Here is a 19,431-nt window from a genome sequence, read left to right as displayed (position 1 = left end):
GGACCCGGGCACCTCCCCGGGTCCCGCACGCCGGCTCAGCGCTCGCGCAGGCGCTCGGGCACCAGCAGCACCGCGCCCAGCGGCGGCACCGACAGGCGCACCGAGTGCTCCCGGCCGTGCTGGGGCAGCTTCTCGGCATGCACCCGGCCGAGGTTGCCCACCCCGCTGCCGCCGTAGACGGGGGCGTCGGAGTTCAGCACCTCGAGCCAGACCCCGCCCTCGGGCAGCGGGATGCGGTACTCGTGCCAGGGCTGGGCGGAGAAGTTGACCACCGCGACCACCGGGTCGCCGGCCTCGTCGCGCCGCACGAAGGACAGCAGGTTGCGGCCCGCGTCATCACCGATCAGCCACTCGAAGCCGCCCGGATCCTGATCCCGCTGGTAGAGGGCCGGGAACTCGGCCTGCAGGCCGTTGAGGTCCCGCACCAGCTGCTGGGTGCCGCGGTGCAGCGGGTACTCCAGCAGCCACCAGGGCAGCCCCGCCTGCTCGGACCATTCGGTGCCCTGCGCGAACTCGGTGCCCATGAACACCAGCTGCTTGCCGGGGTGGGTCCACTGGAAGGTGAGATAGGCGCGCAGCGTCGCCGCCTGCTGCCAGTCGTCCCCGGGCGCCTTGCGCAGCAGGGAGCCCTTGCCATGGACGACCTCGTCATGGCTCAGCGGCAGCACGAAGTTCTCGGAGTACTGGTAGACCATCGAGAAGGTGAGCTCGCCGTGGCGGTGCTGACGGTGCACGGGGTCCTCGCCGATGTACTCGAGGGTGTCATGCATCCAGCCCATGTTCCATTTGAAGCCGAACCCGAGCCCGCCGGTGTCGGTGGGGCGGGTGACGCCGGGGAACGAGGTGGACTCCTCGGCGATCATCACGATGCCCGGGGCGCGCTTGTACGCGGTCGCGGTGGTCTCCTGGAGGAAGGCGATGTTCTCGAGGTCCTCGCGCCCGCCGTGGTGGTTGGGCACCCACTGGCCGTCCTCGCGCGAGTAGTCGCGGTAGAGCATCGAGGCGACCGCGTCGACCCGCAGGCCGTCGACGTGGAACTCCTCGAGCCAGTAGCAGGCGTTGGCGACCAGGAAGTTGCGCACCTCGTGGCGACCGGTGTCGAAGATGTACGTGCCCCAGTCCGGGTGCTCGCCGCGGCGCGGGTCCGCGTGCTCGTACAGGGGAGTGCCGTCGAAGCGGCCCAGCGCCCACTCGTCCTTGGGGAAGTGGGCGGGGACCCAGTCCATGATCACGCCGATGCCCGCGCCGTGCAGCGTGTCGATCAGGTGCCGCAGCTCATCGGGGCTGCCCAGGCGGGAGGTGGGGGCGTAGTAGCCGGTGACCTGGTATCCCCAGGAGCCGCCGAAGGGATGCTCGGCCACCGGCATGAACTCCACATGGGTGAAGCCCATCTCGCGCACATAGTCGGTCAGCTCGGTGGCCAGCTCCCGGTAGCCCAGCCCCGGCCGCCAGCTCGCCAGGTGCACCTCGTAGATCGACATCCGCGAGGAGACCGGCTGGCGCGAGGCGCGTTCGGCCAGCCAGTGCTCGTCGGTCCACTCGAAGGTGCTGGTGGTGACCACGGAACCGGTCGCGGGCGGGACCTCGGCGAAGCGGGCCATCGGATCGGCCTTGTCCCGCCAGATGCTGTCCGCGCCGAGGATCCGGTACTTGTAGGTCTCGCCTTCGCCGATGCCGGGGACGAACAGCTCCCAGACGCCGGAGACGCCCAGGGAGCGCATGGCATGCAGGCGGCCGTCCCAGCCGTTGAACGAGCCGACCACCTGCACCGCGCGGGCGTTGGGTGCCCAGACGGCGAAGGAGGTGCCCTCGACGGCTTCCGCCCCCTCGCCCTCGCCGTGCACGGCCCGCACATGGGAGCCCAGCGCCCGCCACAGCTCCTCATGACGTCCCTCGTGGATGAGGTGCAGGTCCAGCTCGCCGATGGTGGGCAGGAAGCGGTAGGGGTTCTCGAGCACGACGGGCTCGGACCCCTCGGACCAGGTCACGCCGAGGCGGTGGGAGGGCAGGTCCGTCTGCGGCACCGAGGCCACCCAGATGCCGTCGTACTCGTGCTCCATGGGGTGGCGGCTGCCGTCGGGCAGGAGCACGTCCACGGCGTGCGCGAGCGGTGCGAGGGCGCGCACCGTCGTCGCGCCCTCGTACTCGTGCGCGCCGAGCACCGAGTGGGGCTCGTGGTGGCTGCCGGTGGCGGTCGCACCGAGCTCATGCTCGCCCAGCGGCATCACCGGGCCCGATGGGCGGGCGGCGGGGTCGGGAGTCGTCGTCATGTCAGCTCTCCTCGGGGTGGATGATCCGCAGGATGTGCGCGGGCCGGTCGGCGGCGCTGAGGATCACGTAGGGATCGCGGTCCCAGCTGAAGCGTTCACCGGTCAGCAGGTCCTCGACCTCGAAGGACTCGCCCACGCCGAGCGCGTCCAGGTCCAGGTGCAGGGTGGTCCAGGCGTCGCGGTCGTGGGCGGTCAGAGAGACCACCAGCACGGTGTCCGGGGAGCCGGTGCCGGTGGCGGCGGCATCGAGATGCTTCGAGAAGACCAGCACCTGCTCGTCCTCGGCCCGGTGGAAGCGGATCGTGGTGAGGGTCTGCAGCGCGGGATGCTCCCGGCGGATCCGGTTGAGCGCGCCCAGCAGCGGCTCGAGGCTCTCACCGCGGGCGAGCGCACCGGCGTAGTCGCGGGGCTTGTACTCGTACTTCTCGTTGTCGATCTGTTCCTGCGCCCCGGGCCGGGGGACATCCTCGACCAGCTCGTAGCCGCTGTAGATGCCCCAGGTGGGCACCAGGGTGGCGGCCAGGATCGCGCGCAGCACGAACGCGCGGCGCCCGCCCGTGCTCATGAAGGGAGTGAGGATGTCGTGGGTGGTGGGCCAGAAGCTCGGCCGCATGTAGGGCGCGGCCTCGACCAGCTCCTCGAGGTACTCGCGCAGCTCCTCGGCGCTCTCGCGCCAGGTGAAGTAGGTGTAGCTCTGGTGGTAGCCCACCTTGCCCAGGGTGTGCATCATCGTGGGCCGGGTGAACGCCTCGGCCAGGAAGATCACCTCGGGATGCTTCCGGGCGAACTCGGCCAGCAGCTCCTCCCAGAACCGCACGGGCTTGGTGTGGGGGTTGTCCACCCGGAACAGGGTCACCCCGTGGGAGACCCACAGCTCGAGCATGTCCCGCACCGCGGCGTACAGGCCCTCGTAGTCGGTGTCGAAGCTCAGCGGGTAGATGTCCTGGTACTTCTTGGGCGGGTTCTCGGCGTAGGCGATCGTGCCGTCGGCCTGCACCACGAACCACTCGGGATGCTCCTTCACCCACGGATGATCGGGGGAGCACTGCAGGGCGATGTCCATCGCGACCTCGAGCCCGAGCTCCTTCGCCCGGGCCACGAAGGCGTCGAAGTCCTCCATCGTGCCCAGATCGGGGTGGATCGCCTCATGCCCGCCCTCGGCCGCGCCGATCGCGTACGGGGAGCCGGGGTCCCCGGGCTGGGTCTCCAGGCTGTTGTTGCGGCCCTTGCGGTGGGTGGTGCCGATCGGGTGGATCGGGGTGAGGTAGGCGACGTCGAAGCCCATCGCGGCGATCCGGTCCAGGGAGCGGGCCGCGGTGCGGAAGGTGCCCGAGGTCCAGCCATGCTCCGGATCGAAGGTCGCCCCCTCGGAGCGGGGGAAGAACTCGTACCACGAGCCGTACAGGGCTCGCCGGCGCTGGACCTCCAGGACGTAGGTGTCCGAGACGGTCACGCCCTCGCGCAGGGGGCGCTCGGCGAGGATGCCGCGCAGGTCCGCGGCGAGCGCGGGAGCGACGCGGGAGGAGGCGGACAGGCCGGGGGAGCGCAGGCTCTCGAGCGCAGCGCTGACCACCGGGCCGTCGGCGACGGGGCGGGAGCCGTCCTCGATCTCGGCGAGGATCCGCTCGAGCACCAGGGCGCCCTCGGCGCACACCAGGTCGACGTCGAGGCCCGCGGGGATCTTCACCTCCGCCACATGGGCCCAGGTCTCGAACGGGGCGGAGAACGCCTCGATCCGGAAGCTCCAGCGGCCGGTCCGCTCGGGGCGGATGGTGGTCGCCCACAGGTCCAGGCCGGGCTCGATCGGCTCCAGGGGCCGACGCCGCGAGGCGCCGTCGGGGTCGGTGAGCACCAGCTGCACGCCCATCCGGTCGTGCCCCTCGCGGAAGGCGTTGGCGGTGACCTGCACGCTCTCGCCCTCGACGCAGCGTGCCGGGAACCTCCCGCCGTCCACGACGGGCTGCACCGCCATGATCGGGATGCGCCCCACCCCGGCTGCCAGCCCCGTGCGGTCGGTGGTCTCGGACATGGCCTCTCCTGCCTGAGCTCTCGCCGGTGACGAGGTGCTCTGCGACGGTCGCGGTGACGGTCCTCACGATAGCCGCTCGCGAGGGTCCGCTGCTCAGTCGGGCGTGATCCCGAGGACCACCACGCTGCCGGCGGCCACGGTGAGGGAGCGCTCCACGAGCGGCTCCTCGGGCAGCAGCTCGGGACTCTCCACGGAGGTGTCCAGCAGCACGCGGGCGGTGCCCTGGGGCCAGGGAGCCCTCGGCAGCTGCACGCGGCGGTACTCCGCCTCCGCCGAGAGGATCACCAGCAGGTGCTCCGCGCCCTCACGGCCCGGGATCGCGGGGCGCAGCATGCACAGCAGATGCTGGGCGGGATCCATCCAGTCCTCGTGCGCCATCTCGTGCCCGTCGGCCGTGAACCAGGCGACCTGCCCGGCGTCGAGGCGCTCCGGATCGGCGGGGCGCAGGAAGTGCGGGCTGCGCAGCTGGGGGTGCTCCCCGCGCAGCTGCAGCAGGCGCGAGACCGTCTCGCGCAGCTGCTCCCCGCCGCGGGTGCGCCGCCAGTCGACCCAGGAGATCTCGTTGTCCTGGCAGTAGGCGTTGTTGTTGCCCTGCTGAGTGCGGCCGCGCTCGTCGCCGGCGGTGAGCATCGGGGTGCCCGAGGCCAGCAGCAGGGTGGCCAGGATGCTGCGTGCGGTGCGGCGCCGCGCCTGCTCGATCCGCTCCGCCTCCGGGCCGCCCTCAGGCAGCTCGCCCTCGTGCCCGTGGTGGTAGGAGCGGTTGTTCGAGGTCCCGTCGCGGTTGTCCTCGCCGTTGGCGTGGTTGCGCTTGGTCTCGTAGACGGTGAGGTCGCGCAGGGTGAAGCCGTCGTGCGCCGTGACGTAGTTGACCGACGCCCAGGGGGAGCGCAGGCTGCGCCCGGCCGGGAGCTCGGGCGGATCCTGCCCGGTGAGCAGGTCCGAGGAGCCGGCCAGCCTCGTCGCGAGGTCGCGCACCCCGCCCGTGGCGCGCTCGCCGGTGCGCTCGCGCACCGCCCGGTCGGCCAGCCAGAAGGAGCGCACATCGTCACGGAAGGCGTCGTTCCACTCGGTGAACGGGGGCGGGAAGTTCCCGGTCTGCCAGCCGCCGGTGCCCACGTCCCAGGGCTCGGCGATGAGCTTCACCCCGCGCAGCACCGGGTCGGTGAGGATCGCGCGCAGCAGTGGATGATCGTGGCTGAACCCGTTCTCGTCCCGTCCCAGCGTCGCGGCGAGGTCGAAACGGAAGCCGTCCACGTGCATCTCCTGGACCCAGTACCTCAGCGAGGCCAGGATCAGGTCCATCACATGACGGGAGCGGGGGTCCAGGGTGCCGCCGGTGCCGGTGACGTCGAGGAAGGTGCCGTGATCGGTCCAGTAGTACTCGAGGTTGTCCAAGCCGCGCAGGGACAGCGAGGGGCCGTCGGCCCCGCCCTCGGCGGTGTGGTTGTAGACCACATCGAGGATCACCTCGAAGCCCGCGGCGTGGAGGCTGCGCACCATGGTCTTCACCTCGTCCACGACCGCCTGGGCCCCGGCCCGCTGGGCGGCGGGGGTCGCCAGCGCCGGATCGGGCGCGAAGAACGACATGCTCGAGTAGCCCCAGTAGTTCGTCAGCCCCAGCCGGGTCAGGTGCGGCTCGTCCATCGCGGCATGGATGGGCAGCAGCTCGACGCTGGTGATCCCGAGGCTCCGCAGGTAGCCGGTGACGGCGGGATGGCCGAGCCCCGCATAGGTGCCGCGCTGCTCGGGCGGCAGCTCCGGGTGCAGCTGCGTGAAGCCCTTGACGTGCAGCTCGTAGAGCACGGTGGAGTCCCAGGCCACCATCGGACGCAGATCGCCGCGCCAGTCGAACGAGTCCGAGACCACCACGGACCACACCGCCACGTCCCCGCTGTCCACCTCGCTGCGCTGGTGGTGCTCGCCCGCCCGGTCGAGCATCGCATCGACCTCGAAGGGGAAGAACGCGCGCAGCAGCGAGGAGGCGTGGGAGACGCCGCGGCCCCAGGGATCCAGCAGCAGCTTGCGCGGATTGCAGAACAGGCCGGCCGACGGATCCCACGGGCCGTCCACCCGCAGTCCGTACAGCGTGCCCGGCGTCATCCCGCTGACGTGGTCCCAGCGCAGGCCGCCGTCGAAGTGGCGCAGGCGCTGGCGGTGCTCGGTGGTGCCGCGCCGGATGCACAGGTCCACCGACTCCGCGCGCGGTGCGGCGACGGCGAAGGTGCCGCGGCCCTGGGCGTCCACCACCAGCCCGGGGGAGGTGGGGGCGACGGGCGGCGTGGCACGGTCGAGACGGTCGGCTAGCACCCGGGCATTCTCCCATCCCCGTCGTCCACGCCGGGCCCGATGCCCACCGGCGGCGGGCGGTGCCGCTAGGATCGGCCAGGTGATCCTCGATCCGCCGGCGGCGGATGGAGGGCGATCAGCACGGTCATGACCTGTCGGCCTCCGGCCACCTCGGGGGAGGGGCGGAGCACCGCGGCCGTGCCCGAGAGCATCTGCAGTCCACGCCGCACGAGTCGAACGCACGACGGGGGAGCCCCAGCGCATGAGCATTCCACCCAGCCCGCAGCCCGCGAACCAGGCACGTCCCGCCGCGCCCGCACAGCCCGCCGCGCCCGCACAGCCCGCAGTGCCTGCACAGCCCTCGGGCCCGTCGGCCTCCTCCGCCTCGGGGCCCGGCCGCGGACCCGGCGGATTCGCGCCCTCGCAGGCGGCGATCCCGCCCCGTGAGCTCGAGCGCGCCGGCGCGATCATCTCCACCATCTCGGGCGTGTTCGGCTCGCGCGTGGTGGGCCAGGAGAACCTGCGCACCACCCTGCTGGCCGCGCTCGCCGCGGGCGGTCACGTGCTGCTGGAGTCCGTGCCCGGGCTGGCCAAGACCACCGCCGCGAGTGCCCTGGCCTCCTCGATCACCGGCTCCTTCGCACGCATCCAGTGCACCCCCGACCTGATGCCCAACGACATCATCGGCACCCAGATCTTCAACTACGGCTCGGGCACCTTCACCACCCAGCTCGGCCCTGTGCACGCGAACGTGGTGCTGCTGGACGAGATCAATCGCTCGAGCGCGAAGACGCAGTCGGCGATGCTCGAGGCGATGCAGGAGCGCCAGACCTCCATCGGCGGCGAGGTGTACAAGCTGCCCGAGCCGTTCATGGTGCTCGCCACCCAGAACCCGATCGAGGAGGAGGGCACCTACGTCCTCCCTGAGGCGCAGATGGATCGATTCCTGATGAAGGAGATCCTCACCTATCCGCGCCCCGCCGAGGAGCACGAGATCCTGGACCGCTCCACCGCGGGCAGCCTCACCGGCCCGCGCGAGGCGATGGGCACTGTGACGCTCGAGGACGTGCGCTTCCTCCAGCAGATGGTGGACCAGGTGTACGTGGACCCGGCGGTCAAGCGCTACATCATCGATCTGATCTTCACCACCCGCGGCTCGGGCCCCCGCCCGGTCCCGAACCTCACCCAGTCGGTGCGGGTGGGCGCGAGCCCCCGCGGCTCCCTCGCCCTGATGCGCGTGGGCCAGGCGCACGCCCTCCTCAACGGCCGCGACTACGTCACCCCCGATGATGTGCGCGCCATGCGCCACGGGGTGCTGCGCCACCGCCTGGTCCTCACCTTCGACGCGCTCGCCAGCGGGATCAAGCCCGAGCAGATCATCGACGCGGTGTTCCACGCCGTGCCGATGCCCTGAGTGCCACCCACGATCGAGGAGGGCGGGAGCCGATGGCCACCTCTCTGCTGACCCGCGTCAAGGCACGGGTGGATCTGCACACCTCCCACCGCGCGCGCGGCCTGATCCAGGGCCGGGGACGCTCGCTGTTCAAGGGCAGCGGCGAGGACTTCGACGACCTGAAGTACTACCAGCCCGGGGACAAGGTCTCCGACATCGACTGGAAGGCCACCGCCCGCTCCGGCGAGCCGCTGATCCGCCAGTTCAACGAGGAGCGGGTGCGCCACCTCTCGATCGTGGCGGACACCTCCTCCGCGATGGCGGCGACCGCCGCCGACGGCACCTCCAAGCGCGAGGCGATGATCCTCGCCGCCGGCATGGTGTGCTTCCTGGCCCAGAAGAACGGCGACCTGGTGGGCATGGTGGCCGGCAGCGAGAGCCGCCCCATCCAGCTGCCCTCGAGGTCCAGCGACGGTCACCTCGAGCTGCTGCTGCGCACCGCCCAGCAGGCCACCACCACCGCGGCCGCGCCCGCCAGCAGCGCCTGGCTGCTCGAGCGGGCCTTCCGCGTCACCACACGACCGACCCTGATGACGATCATCACCGACGAGGCCCACCCCACCGTGGAGGACTTCACGCTGCTGCGGCGCCTGAAGACCCGCCACGACCTGATCGTGATCCGCATCGCCGATGCGGATCCGCTCCAGGGCACCGCGCTCGAGCATGACGTGGTCGACGTCGACTCGCCCCGCGAGATCGCCTCGATGGCGCGCACCTCGCGGAAGGTCGCACGGGACGTCGCCGCCTACCGGCAGGCCCGGCGCGACGGGGTCGAGGAGATGCTGGACAGACTGCACATCAGCCACATGCTCACCCAGGGGGAGAGCACCGTCGTGGACGACATGATCGCCCTGCTGCGGTCGAGGGAGTACCGCCATGCCCGTTCCTGAGCCGCTCGCCGGGGTGCTGCGGGCCGAGCCGGCGCCCCCGGAGATCATCGCCCCGCCCCAGTACTCGATCGCCTGGATCATCCTCGCGGTGCTGTGCCTGGTGGTGATCATCGCCCTGATCTGGGGGACGCTGAAGATCACCCGTGCGATCGAGAAGCGCGTCGCCTACCGCGGCCGCCCCACCGACGCCGAGACCCTCAAGGCGGAGTTCCTGCGCGCCGTCAACGACATCGCCGACCGTCACGACGCCGAGCAGCTCGGCGCCCGCGAGGGCCACCACGAGCTCACCGGCGTGATGCGCCGCTTCGTGCGCCGCACCACGGGCCACGACGTCACCAGCCAGGACCTCGCCACGCTGCTCGCGGATCCGCGCACCCGCCCCGTCGGCACGCTGATCGCCGATCTGTACGAACCCGATTTCGCGCTGTCCTCGGACCGCGACCTGCGTGAGTCCGTGCGCCGGGCGAGGGAGGTGATCCGCTCGTGGTCATGATCTTCTGGTGGGTCACGGCGCTGCTGCTGATCGCCGCGCTCGCGGTCTGGGCGATCACCTTCTGGAACCGCCGCGCGATGCGCCGCTCCCCGGTGCTGGTGGCGAACTCCCAGTACATGGACCGCATACCGAGCTTCGTGCGCGCCCAGCGCACCGCCCGCATCGTGCGGGTGCTGCAGGTGGGCGTCGCGGTGCTCGCGGTGATCTCGGCCTCGGTGCTGTCCGGCCGGATCGCGAGCGAGCGGATCGAGACGCCCGAGTTCTCCTCGCGCGACATCGTGCTGTGCCTGGACGTGTCCGGCTCGATGTACGAGTACGACACCGAGATCCTCGCGACCTTCGCCGAGATGGTGGACGGCTTCGAGGGCGAGCGCGTGGCGCTGTCCATCTTCAACTCGACCAGCCGCACGGTGTTCCCGCTGACCAACGACTACGACCTGATCCAGCGCGAGCTCGAGGCGGCGTCGGAGGCGATCGACTTCGACGAGTTCGGGTACCGCCTGGGCAGCCAGGACTACTCCGACGAGAAGGTGCGCCAGTACGTCGAGTTCGTGGACGGCACCCGTGGGATCCCCGACGAGGCCTCGGTGGTCCCCGACGGCCTCGCCTCCTGCGCCCAGGTGTTCGACCAGGCGGAGCAGGATCGCTCGCGCTCGATCATCTTCGCGACGGACAACGAGGTCAACGGCGAGCCGATCTTCACCCTCGAGGAGGCCACCGAGCGGGTCGCTACCCGCAAGATCGACCTGTACACCTTCTACCCCGGGCCCTACGAGTGCGGTCCCCAGTGCTTCGAGGAGCTGCAGACCGCCACCGAGGATCAGGACGGCGCACTGTACGAGTCCTCCGACCCGCAGGCGATCCCCTCGATCATCAACGAGATCCAGAAGACGCAGGCGGAGGTGCTCGGCGCGACCCCGACCGTGGTGCGCACCGATCATCCGATGGTGGGCTTCGTGCTCACCTTCCTCACGCTGGTGGGGATCCTGCTGCTGGGATGGAGAGCCCGCTGATGTATCTCGAGCACCTGATCCCCCTGTGGGCCACGATCCCGCTGTTCGCGCTGATGCTGATCCTGTGCACGGCGCTGCTGATCCTGCGTCCGCGCCAGCGAGTGGCCTGGGCGCGCCGCCTGCTGATGGTGCTGCTGCTGCTCGTGGTGGCGCTGCGCCCGGTCACCCCGATCGAGGGCGAGCAGACCCAGCGGATGAACGCGAACGTGTTCTTCGTGGTGGACCGCACCGGGTCGATGAACGCCGAGGACTACGCGGGCGAGCAGCCCCGCCTCGACGGTGTGAAGGCGGATATGGAGCGGGTGATGGGCATGACCGAGGGCGCGCGCTACTCGATCATCGCCTTCGACTCGACCGCCACCCAGCAGCTGCCGCTGACCACCGACGCCGGCGCGGCGCGGGCCTGGATCGACACCCTCACCACCGAGCCCACCGCCTACTCCAAGGGCTCGAACGTGGACCGCGCCCTGACCCCGCTGCTGGTGGAGATCTCCGAGGCGCGCGAGCAGGATCCCGAGTCGAGCGTGCTCGTCTACTTCCTCTCCGACGGCGAGAACACCGACGAGCAGGAGTCGGAGTCCTTCAGCCAGGCCGCCGGCTTCATCGACGGCGGGGCCGTGCTGGGCTACGGCACCGCCGAGGGCGGGCCGATGAAGGCCCAGGGCGGCGAGGACCACGGCGAGTACATCACCGGGCCCGACGGCCAGCCGGGCATCTCGCGCATCGACGAGCAGCAGCTGCAGACCATCGCGGGCGGGATGGGCGTGCCCTACCTCCACCGCGATGACCCCGAGGCTCCGATCGAGGGCACGATGGAGGGCATCGAGCTCAGCCCCGTCCCGATAGAGTCGACGCGAGGGGTGGCGAGCTTCGATGACTGGTACTGGGTGGCCGCGATCCCGCTGGCCGCACTGCTGATCTGGGAGCTCGGCGAGATGACCTACCGCCTGCCCCGGAGGCTCGACCGCTACGACATATCGGGAGCGCAGAGATGAGCACAGGACTGTCGCAGAAGAGCCCCGCCGCCGAACCCGCCGGGCCCCAGAGCGCGAGCACCCCGCCCGCGCTCACGCAGGACGAGCGCGGCCGACCGAGCGACTTCGGGCTGAACGTGCGCCGGCTGCGGCTGACCCGCCTGATCGTGTTCGTGGTGCTCTCGCCGCTGCTGATCGCGCTCGCGCTGCTGATGGTGAAGTTCGTGTCGATGCCGATCACGCAGGCCACCCACCTCAGCGCCTATGAGGAGGAGGCCTACCCCGAGGCGATCGAGCGGCTGGGACCGGTCGAGCTCGCCAACTGGTTCGAGCCCTACCTCCCGCACATGTCCGAGGGCACCTCCCTGCTGCAGCAGGGGAAGGACGCCGAGGCCGAGGCCGAGCTGAGGATCGCCCTGGACGAGTGGAACGCGCACAGCGACATCAACTCGCCGATGCACGCCCAGTGCAAGATCATCAACAACCTCGCGATCGCGATCGAGCGCCAGGCCGATCTGATCGAGGACCCCCAGCAGCGCGCCGATCGACTCTTCGAGGCCGAGCAGCTGCTGGCCCCCTGCGCCGGCGGCGGAAGCGGCGGCGAAGGAGAGGGCGAGGGCGGCGGCGGAGCCGGCAACGAGGACTCCGAGACCACCGAGGGCAACGGCGACCGCATCGAGGAGAAGCGCCGAGGGGCCGACGAGGAGGCCGGCAACGACCCGAACGACCGCGGCACCGAGGAGGGCGGCACCCCCGGCCAGCAGGATCCCGGCGATCCCACCCGTGAGGATCCCGAGGGCGACGGCCCCGAGGAGGAGGCCCCGACCGACGGCGGCTCCGAGGAGGACCAGAAGGACGACGAGCTCGAGGAGCGCAACCGCGACGCCCAGGGCGGCGAGGGCGAGGATGACGGCGGGTCGAACGATGACCCGGTGAAGCCCTGGTGAGCGCTGACGAGCGCGAGCGCGCCTACCTCGACCACGCCGCGACCACGGTGCTGCGACCAGCGGCGCGGGAGGCGTTCCTCGAGGCCTCGGCGGTGCGCGGGAACCCTTCCTCGGTCCACTCCTCGGGGCGGCGCGCCCGCAGCGTGCTGGACGAGGCGCTCGAGCAGATCGCCTCGCTGCTGGGGGTGCGCCGCTCCTGGCTGATCATGACCTCGGGCGGCACCGAGGCGGACAACCTGGCCCTGCGCGCCGTCGCGCTGGGAGCACACGCCAAGGACCCTGAGCGCACCGCGGTCGCGGTCGCCGCGACGGACCATCCGGCGGTCGTCGCCACCGCCGGCTCCCTCGCCTCCGGTTCCCCCGCGATCGAGGCCAGAGAGCTGCCGGTGGACCACCTCGGTGCGCTGCGGCCCGAGGGGGTCGCCGCAGCGCTCGCCGACGGCGCGGTCAGCGTGGTCAGCGCCGCGCTGGTCAACAACGAGACCGGCGCCGTGCAGGACCTGGCCGCCCTCGCCGCGGCTGCCCGCCCCCACGGCACGCTCGTCCACACCGATGCGGTGCAGGGGGTGGGGCATGTATCCCTGCCGTCCTGGGAGGACGTGGATCTGATGTCCCTGTCGGGGCACAAGATCGGTGCGCCGGTGGGGGTGGGGGCACTCGTGGCGAAGCCCGAGGTGCCCTTCGCCGTGACCAGCACCGGCGGGGGCCAGCAGCGAGGAGTGCGCTCCGGGACTCTGGACGCTGCGCACACCGCCGCCTATGCGGCCGCACTGCAGGAGACCCTCGCCGAGCGCGAGCAGCAGTCCCGGCGGCTGCGGGCTCTCTCAGCCAGGCTCCGGGCCGGCATCCGCGCCGTCGATCCCGGGGCCCGCTTCACCCTGCCCGAGGATGCCCCGCAGTCCGGCCACATCGTGCACGTGATCTTCCCCGGCGCGGACTCCGACTCGCTGCTGTTCCTGCTGGACGAGCGCGGCGTGGATTCCGCCGCAGGCTCCGCCTGCTCGGCCGGCGTGACCCAGGCCAGTCCGGTGCTCGCGGCGATGGGTGTCAGCGATCAGCAGGCGCGCGGGGCGCTGCGCCTGTCCCTGGGCTGGACCAGCACCGAGCGGGACATCGATCTCCTGCTCGCGGCGCTGCCCGAATCGCTCGAGCGGGCTCGGGCGGTCGGGGCGCTCTTCGGCTGAAGCACTGCGCAGCGGGTGGCCGGGCTCAGCCGAGCAGCTGCGCGATCTGATCCAGTCCCACCTGCTCGAACGACGCATCGCCCACGCCATGGGCCCAGACGGCCGTGCCGATCGCCTCGACCATGAGCGTGCGCCGCCACAGCCCTGCTTCGCGCGGATCGTGCCCATAGCCCTCGAGGAACGCGAGCTCGAGCGCGGGATCGCGGGTGAAGTCCTGGCGGGCCAGGCGCGCGAGATCCTCGACCGCGGGCCGCAGATCGGCGCGCCCGAAGTCGATCACCCGCACCGTGCCCTCATCGATGAGCCAGTTGCGGGGCTGCCAGTCCCCGTGGGTCGGTACCAGCGCCACCTCCCCGGTGCGGGGCCAGGTGCTGATCTCGGCGCGCAGCGCGGCAGCGGACCCTGCATCGATCCGGTGAGGACGCTCCAGCCAACCTCGCGCTCGCTGGGTCAGGCGTGCGTCCCAGTCCGTCGAGGTCTCCGCGTGCTGGGCATGGAAGCGGGCGAGCAGCGCACCGGCCTGCCGGTAGGTGTCCGGATCATCCTGCGCCGGGCGGCCCTCCACCAGCCGGCCGGGCAGGAACTGCGTCATCAGCAGCTTGGCCTCGGCGTCGGCCGCGAGGAGCTGCGGGGCGTGCCCGGTGCGCACCCAGGGACGGAGCCACTCACGATGCGCACGCAGCTCCCGCGCGAGATGATGGTCCTCGGGCCCGCCGGCCTTGACGATGACCGTGCCATGGCCCGGGTCCTCGAGCTCGAGCACCGTGGTCTGCACCAGCCCCCAGCTGTGGTCGTGGACGAGCACGGCATGAGGTGCCCACTGCGCGAGCAGGGACTGCTGCGGGGCGTCGAGGCCGGGGAGCTCCATGCCGCGATCGTAGCCAGGACACCGTCGGCGAGACCTTCCGGAGGGCGGCACGGGGGGCAGGAGCGGCGCAGGCGGGGCGCAGATCACGTATCGCACCACCCCGGCAGGGGAGTCCCGCTCCGTACACTGGACAGCCGGACGAGGGAAAGGCGGACGTGGTGAAGGTGCTGGCAGCGATGAGCGGCGGGGTGGACTCCGCCGTCGCCGCGGCGCGTGCCGTGGATGCCGGCCACGAGGTGGTGGGCGTGCACATGGCGCTGTCCAAGAACCGGGACCAGACCCGCACCGGCTCACGCGGCTGCTGCACCGTCGAGGACGCCTCCGACGCCCGCCGCGCCGCCGACCGCATCGGCATCCCGTATTACGTCTGGGACCTCTCCGACGACTTCCACGACCTGGTGGTAGAGGACTTCCTGTCCGAGTACGCGGCCGGCCGCACCCCGAACCCCTGCGTGCGCTGCAACGAGCGGATCAAGTTCGCCTCCCTGCTCGAGCGCGCCACGGCGCTCGGCTTTGACGCGGTGTGCACCGGCCACTACGCCTCCATCCGCACCGACGGCCCCGCGGGCGCGCCCTCGCTGCACCGCTCGCGCAACATGGCCAAGGACCAGTCCTACGTGCTCGCGGTCATGGGACCGGACGCCGTGGGCCGCTCCCTGTTCCCGCTGGGGGAGTACGAGACCAAGGAGGAGGTGCGCGCCGAGGCGCGCGCCCGCGGCCTCGGCGTCTCCACCAAGCCGGACAGCTACGACATCTGCTTCGTCGCCGACGGCGACACCCGCGGCTTCCTCGAGCGTCACCTGGGCGAGGCGCCCGGCGAGATCCTCGACGAGGCCGGCACCGTGCTGGGCACCCATCGCGGCACCCACGGCTTCACCATCGGCCAGCGCAAGGGGCTCGGCATCCAGCACCCCGCGCCCGACGGCGCACCGCGCTACGTGGTGGACATCGATCCCTCCTCCCGACAGGTCGTGATCGGCGCCGCGGAGCTGCTGTCCACCCGCGAGCTGCGCGCCACCGACGTGATCTCCTTCGAACCGCTCGAGGTGGGCCGCAGGGTCCACGCCCAGATCCGCGCCCACGGCGAGGCGACCGAGGCGAGGATCCTCGAGGTCCCCGCCGGCGCCGGCCCGGAGGGCGCGGAGCCCGCCGAGAGCCTGCGGATCGAGCTCAGCACCCCGATCCGCGGCGTCGCCCCCGGCCAGACCCTCGTCCTCTACGACGGGGACCGGGTCCTCGCCGCCGCCACCCTGGAGCGCCGCGCATGAGACCTCTGGTCACCCTCACCGGGGACGGCACCTTCCGCGCCCCCACCCCGCAGGACGCCCTGCGGCTCGAGCTGCCCGACGACCCGTACCTGGCCTCCCTGATGCGCCTGCGCGCCCTGCTCGGCGACGACCTCGAGGAGCAGATCGCCACCCGGCTCTACCTGCCCTCGGCGCTCGGCCAGGACGAGGCCGACCACCTGCTGCCCGCCACCCTCGCGCTGCTGGCTGAGACCACCGGCGACCTGGTCAGCTACGGCTGGCGCCTCGGCACCGGCACGGGGCTCGCCTGGCAGCGCGCCCGCGAGCAGCGCCGACGGATGCTGGATGCGGCGCGGATCGCGCTGCTGGGCTACGAGGGACCGCTGATGACCACGGCGCTCGGCCCGGCCACCCTCTCCGGTGCGACCTTCCTGCAGTCGGGGGAGAGGACCCTCGGCGACCCCGGTGCCGTGCGCGACCTGCCGATGCTGCTGGCCGAGGGACTGGTGGACCACCTCGCGACCCTCCAGGAGCGCGTCCCCGGCGCGCAGCTGCACGTGCTGCTGCGCGAGGACGCGGTGGCCGCCGTGCACGAGGGACGCATCCCCACCCCCTCCGGCCGGCGCCACAGCACCCCGATCTCGGGGGCGGGGATCGCCCGCGTCACGGCCGGCGCCGCTACGCACCGATCCCCGCCCCCGAGATCGGGGTGCTGTGGCGCTGCCTGTTCGTCGCGCTCGAGGAGTTCGGCCTCGGCGCGGACTCCGTGACCCTCGGCGTGGGCGCGAACATCGAACTGCTGCGCGCCGCCCGTGACGCGGGAGCGCGCCGCATGCTCATGTCGCCGAGCCGCATGCCGCCGCTGACTACCCCGGAGGGGCGCGCCCTGTGGGAGGGCGTCGCCGAGGCCGCCGATCAGGACTGCGTGTTCGAGATCGTGGTGGACCCGCGCCCGGGCGGGAAGCTCGGCCCCGAGCTGGAGATGATGCTCGAGACCTGGCGCCGCCTCGGCCACAGCGACGCCGACGCCGCCGGGGTGTCGGTCGTGGCGCACACCGGCTCCGCCCACGCCGTCCACAGCGGGCTCGTGGACCCCTCCGCGCAGCCGTCGGCCTCGACGCTGCTGGACGAGGACGCGCTGCTGGCGCTGCTGCGCGTGGCCCCCGCCTGGGCCGAGCGGCTCGCCGCCTGACCCGCGCCGTCCCACCCGTGCGCGACAATGGCCGGGTGACCACGAACGAGCAGGACCCCCGCACCGCCGACGAGACCGCGCAGCAGCGCATCGCAGAGCTCACCGCGCAGATCGAGCAGGCGCGCGTGGACTACTACGAGCATGACGCTCCCACCATGGCCGATGCCGAGTACGACGAGCTCGAGAAGGAGCTGCGGGCGCTCGAGGAGCAGAACCCGCAGCTGGCCGCCGAGGACTCGCCCACCCGCACCGTGGGCGGGGCGCTCGGCGCCGGGTTGCCCACGATCGACCACGCCGAGCGGATGCAGAGCCTGGACAACGTCTTCTCCTCCGAGGAGCTGCGCCAGTGGTGCGAGCACGCCGCCGCCGAGCTCGGCGGGAGTACCCGCTACCTGCTCGAGCTGAAGATCGACGGGCTCGCGATCAACCTCCGCTACGAGCACGGCGAGCTCGTCACCGCCGCGACCCGTGGCGACGGCCGCGCCGGCGAGGATGTCACCGCCAACGCCCTGCGCGTGCACGGCATCCCGCAGCGTCTCGACGGGGAGGGGCATCCGCCGCTGGTCGAGGTGCGGGGCGAGGTGTTCATGCCCACCGCGGACTTCACGCGCCTGAACGACCTCCAGGTCGAGCTGCGCGAACGTGCGGTGCAGGAGTCGCGCCAGCGCTGGGAGGCCCGCCAGGCCGAGGGCCGCCGCGCCTTCGACGAGGAGCGCGAGATGCTCGCCGCGACCCGTCGCTTCCCCACCTTCGCGAACCCGCGCAACACCGCCGCGGGCGGGCTGCGCCAGCAGCTGGACAAGAAGGAGGGCCTCGAGCGGGAGGCCGGCCAGGCGCGACTGTCGATGCTGCGCCTGACCGTCCACGGCCTCGGCGCCTGGCCCGATCCGCCCGTGGGCTCCCAGAGCGAGATGTACGAGCTGCTGGCCTCCTGGGGGCTGCCCACCAGCCGCTACATGCAGGTCGCGGACTCGATCGACGAGGTCATCGAGTACGTCGAGCATCACGGCGAGCACCGTCACGACGTCGAGCACGAGATCGACGGGATCGTCGTCAAGGTCGACGCCTTCTCCCAGCAGCGCGCGCTCGGCTCCACCTCCCGCGCCCCGCGCTGGGCGGTCGCGGTGAAGTTCCCGCCCGAGGAGGTCACCACGAAGCTGCTGGACATCCAGGTCCAGGTGGGTCGCACCGGGCGGGTCACCCCGTTCGGGGTGATGGAGCCGGTCACCGTCGCCGGCTCGACCGTGGAGAAAGCGACCCTGCACAACCAGTTCGACGTCGAGCGCAAGGGCGTGCTGATCGGCGACACCGTCATCCTGCGCAAGGCCGGTGACGTGATCCCCGAGATCCTCGGCCCCGTCGAGAACCTGCGCGACGGCAGCGAGCGGCCCTTCGTGATGCCCACCGCCTGCCCCGCCTGCGGCACCGAGATCCGCCCCGAGAAGGAGGGGGACAAGGACTGGCGCTGCCCCAACCGCAAGGACTGCCCCGCCCAGGTCACCGGCCGGGTGGAGCATGCCGGATCCCGCGGCGCCTTCGACATCGAGTCCCTTGGCGAGGAGAGCGCGATCGCGCTCACCGACCCGGACAAGCGCCGCGGGGAGGCGCTCGCCGCGCTCGGCGCGGGCCACAGCATCCATCTGCCGATCCGCGATCTCTCCGACACCGAGCGCGAGCAGTTCTGCGTGGTGAAGAACGGTGAGATCACCGCCGGCAACGACGGTGTCCCGCTGCTGCGGATCACCGACGCCGAGGACCCGCTGCTGCCCGGCGAGCAGCAGGGCGTGATCAGCACCGGCGCGGACCTGTTCGACCTCACCCCCGAGGCGCTGCGCGAGGTGTTCGTGTGGCAGCCCGAGCGGCGCGACGGGGAGCCGACGGGGGACTGGCGCATCCAGCCCGCCTTCTGGTCGCGCCCCCAGTTCCGCCACTACAAGCGCGAGGGCGTGTGGAAGCAGGTCAAGGACCCCGCGGTTCTGAAGTCCACCGAGACGCTGATGGCGGAGCTCGAGAAGGCGAAGGACCAGCCGCTGTGGCGGGTGCTCGTGGCGCTGTCGATCCGCCACGTCGGCCCCTCCGCGGCGCGCTCCCTGGCGACCGCCTACGGTTCGATGGACGCGATCCGGGAGGCGAGCGTTGAGCAGCTCACCGACACCGACGGCGTGGGCGCGATCATCGCCGAGGCGGTGGTGGAGTGGTTCTCCGTGGGCTGGCATCGCGAGCTCGTGGACGGCTGGGCCCGGTCCGGAGTGCGCATGGCCGACGAGGTCGTCGAAGGCTTCGTGAAGACCCTCGAGGGCCTCACGATCGTCGTCACCGGCGGGCTCGAGGGATTCAGCCGAGACGGGGCGAAGGAGGCGATCATCACCCGCGGCGGCAAGGCCTCCGGCTCCGTCTCGAAGAAGACCGACTTCGTGGTCGTCGGCGAGAACGCCGGCTCGAAGGAGACCAAGGCCCGCGATCTCGGCCTGCGGATCCTCGACGAGGCCGGCTTCGTGGCCCTGCTCGAGGGAGGCGCCGAGGCGGTCGCCGAGGACACGCCCCCGCCGAGCGAGGCCGAGAAGGACTGACTCATCCTGCTCGAC

15 protein-coding genes are annotated in these 19,431 nt (G+C 71.8%); 11 read left to right on the top strand and 4 right to left on the bottom strand.

Translation table 11 applies throughout. From position 1 onward, the window contains the following. Positions 1-35: 35 nt before the first annotated feature. From glgB to glgX, 3 genes are all read right to left on the bottom strand, one after another. Positions 36-2,270, bottom strand: coding sequence for a 1,4-alpha-glucan branching protein GlgB (glgB, locus tag BN4251_RS12885; protein ID WP_087485471.1), 2,235 nt, complete (start codon positions 2,268-2,270; stop codon positions 36-38). Position 2,271: 1 nt separating this feature from the next. Further along, the gene (locus tag BN4251_RS12880; RefSeq protein WP_087485470.1) at positions 2,272-4,299 is read right to left on the bottom strand and encodes an alpha-1,4-glucan--maltose-1-phosphate maltosyltransferase; all 2,028 of its coding nucleotides are present in this window, start codon (positions 4,297-4,299) and stop codon (positions 2,272-2,274) included. 93 nt (positions 4,300-4,392) lie between these two features. Further along, a complete protein-coding gene (glgX, locus tag BN4251_RS12875; protein ID WP_087485469.1) occupies positions 4,393-6,606 on the bottom strand; it encodes a glycogen debranching protein GlgX in 2,214 nt (737 codons plus the stop codon). Between the two features lie 241 nt (positions 6,607-6,847). Between glgX and BN4251_RS12870 the strand changes: the two genes are divergently transcribed. Genes BN4251_RS12870 through BN4251_RS12840 form a run of 7 tightly spaced genes read left to right on the top strand, consistent with a single transcriptional unit; the run spans position 6,848 to position 13,539 of the window. After that, a complete protein-coding gene (locus BN4251_RS12870) occupies positions 6,848-7,999 on the top strand; it encodes an AAA family ATPase (protein ID WP_087485468.1) in 1,152 nt (383 codons plus the stop codon). A gap of 32 nt (positions 8,000-8,031) precedes the next feature. Then, positions 8,032-8,928, top strand: a complete 897-nt coding sequence (locus tag BN4251_RS12865; protein WP_087485467.1) for a DUF58 domain-containing protein — start codon at positions 8,032-8,034, stop codon at positions 8,926-8,928. Further along, entirely contained in the window at positions 8,915-9,421 is a 507-nt protein-coding gene (locus BN4251_RS12860; protein WP_087485466.1) for a hypothetical protein, read from the top strand. Before BN4251_RS12865 ends, BN4251_RS12860 begins: the two co-directional genes overlap by 14 nt. Continuing rightward, positions 9,418-10,434, top strand: a complete 1,017-nt coding sequence (locus tag BN4251_RS12855; protein ID WP_245810347.1) for a vWA domain-containing protein — start codon at positions 9,418-9,420, stop codon at positions 10,432-10,434. The genes BN4251_RS12860 and BN4251_RS12855 overlap by 4 nt, the downstream gene beginning before the upstream one ends. Next, on the top strand, positions 10,419-11,429 hold the full coding sequence (locus tag BN4251_RS12850) for a vWA domain-containing protein (RefSeq protein ID WP_245810346.1): 1,011 nt from the start codon (positions 10,419-10,421) through the stop codon (positions 11,427-11,429). Before BN4251_RS12855 ends, BN4251_RS12850 begins: the two co-directional genes overlap by 16 nt. After that, positions 11,426-12,355, top strand: a complete 930-nt coding sequence (locus BN4251_RS12845; RefSeq protein ID WP_087485463.1) for a hypothetical protein — start codon at positions 11,426-11,428, stop codon at positions 12,353-12,355. Before BN4251_RS12850 ends, BN4251_RS12845 begins: the two co-directional genes overlap by 4 nt. Next, a complete protein-coding gene (locus BN4251_RS12840; protein ID WP_245810345.1) occupies positions 12,352-13,539 on the top strand; it encodes a cysteine desulfurase family protein in 1,188 nt (395 codons plus the stop codon). Before BN4251_RS12845 ends, BN4251_RS12840 begins: the two co-directional genes overlap by 4 nt. A 25-nt stretch (positions 13,540-13,564) precedes the next feature. Here BN4251_RS12840 and BN4251_RS12835 read toward each other — a convergent pair whose 3' ends face one another. After that, positions 13,565-14,407, bottom strand: coding sequence for a phosphotransferase (locus BN4251_RS12835; protein WP_087485461.1), 843 nt, complete (start codon positions 14,405-14,407; stop codon positions 13,565-13,567). A gap of 158 nt (positions 14,408-14,565) precedes the next feature. On the opposite strand from BN4251_RS12835, the gene mnmA reads away from it, so the two are divergent. Genes mnmA through BN4251_RS12820 form a run of 4 tightly spaced genes read left to right on the top strand, consistent with a single transcriptional unit; the run spans position 14,566 to position 19,416 of the window. Further along, positions 14,566-15,675 (top strand): tRNA 2-thiouridine(34) synthase MnmA, encoded by a 1,110-nt coding sequence (mnmA, locus tag BN4251_RS12830; RefSeq protein ID WP_087486375.1) that lies wholly within the window; start codon positions 14,566-14,568, stop codon positions 15,673-15,675. After that, the gene (locus tag BN4251_RS18755) at positions 15,672-16,424 is read left to right on the top strand and encodes a hypothetical protein (protein ID WP_245810344.1); all 753 of its coding nucleotides are present in this window, start codon (positions 15,672-15,674) and stop codon (positions 16,422-16,424) included. The genes mnmA and BN4251_RS18755 overlap by 4 nt, the downstream gene beginning before the upstream one ends. Further along, entirely contained in the window at positions 16,364-16,846 is a 483-nt protein-coding gene (locus tag BN4251_RS18750) for a hypothetical protein (protein WP_245810343.1), read from the top strand. Before BN4251_RS18755 ends, BN4251_RS18750 begins: the two co-directional genes overlap by 61 nt. Before the next feature lie 35 nt (positions 16,847-16,881). Then, positions 16,882-19,416: an NAD-dependent DNA ligase LigA gene (locus BN4251_RS12820; protein ID WP_170931961.1), complete on the top strand. Its 2,535-nt coding sequence runs from the start codon at positions 16,882-16,884 to the stop codon at positions 19,414-19,416. Positions 19,417-19,431 lie beyond the last annotated feature (15 nt).

It is taken from the genome of Brachybacterium massiliense (assembly GCF_900184245.1).
Lineage (GTDB): Bacteria > Actinomycetota > Actinomycetes > Actinomycetales > Dermabacteraceae > Brachybacterium > Brachybacterium massiliense.
The sequence above is the reverse complement of the archived record's forward strand: the minus strand, read 5'-3'. Positions and strand labels throughout refer to the sequence as shown.

What these genes read in the sequence shown, in the direction of transcription:
- glgB (WP_087485471.1), bottom strand. Translation starts at nt 2,270, where the DNA reads ATGACGACGACTCCCGACCCCGCCGCCCGCCCATCGGGCCCGGTGATG.
- BN4251_RS12880 (WP_087485470.1), bottom strand. Translation starts at nt 4,299, where the DNA reads ATGTCCGAGACCACCGACCGCACGGGGCTGGCAGCCGGGGTGGGGCGC.
- BN4251_RS12870 (WP_087485468.1), top strand. Translation starts at nt 6,848, where the DNA reads ATGAGCATTCCACCCAGCCCGCAGCCCGCGAACCAGGCACGTCCCGCC.
- BN4251_RS12865 (WP_087485467.1), top strand. Translation starts at nt 8,032, where the DNA reads ATGGCCACCTCTCTGCTGACCCGCGTCAAGGCACGGGTGGATCTGCAC.
- BN4251_RS12860 (WP_087485466.1), top strand. Translation starts at nt 8,915, where the DNA reads ATGCCCGTTCCTGAGCCGCTCGCCGGGGTGCTGCGGGCCGAGCCGGCG.
- BN4251_RS12855 (WP_245810347.1), top strand. Translation starts at nt 9,418, where the DNA reads ATGATCTTCTGGTGGGTCACGGCGCTGCTGCTGATCGCCGCGCTCGCG.
- BN4251_RS12850 (WP_245810346.1), top strand. Translation starts at nt 10,419, where the DNA reads ATGGAGAGCCCGCTGATGTATCTCGAGCACCTGATCCCCCTGTGGGCC.
- BN4251_RS12845 (WP_087485463.1), top strand. Translation starts at nt 11,426, where the DNA reads ATGAGCACAGGACTGTCGCAGAAGAGCCCCGCCGCCGAACCCGCCGGG.
- BN4251_RS12835 (WP_087485461.1), bottom strand. Translation starts at nt 14,407, where the DNA reads ATGGAGCTCCCCGGCCTCGACGCCCCGCAGCAGTCCCTGCTCGCGCAG.
- BN4251_RS18755 (WP_245810344.1), top strand. Translation starts at nt 15,672, where the DNA reads ATGAGACCTCTGGTCACCCTCACCGGGGACGGCACCTTCCGCGCCCCC.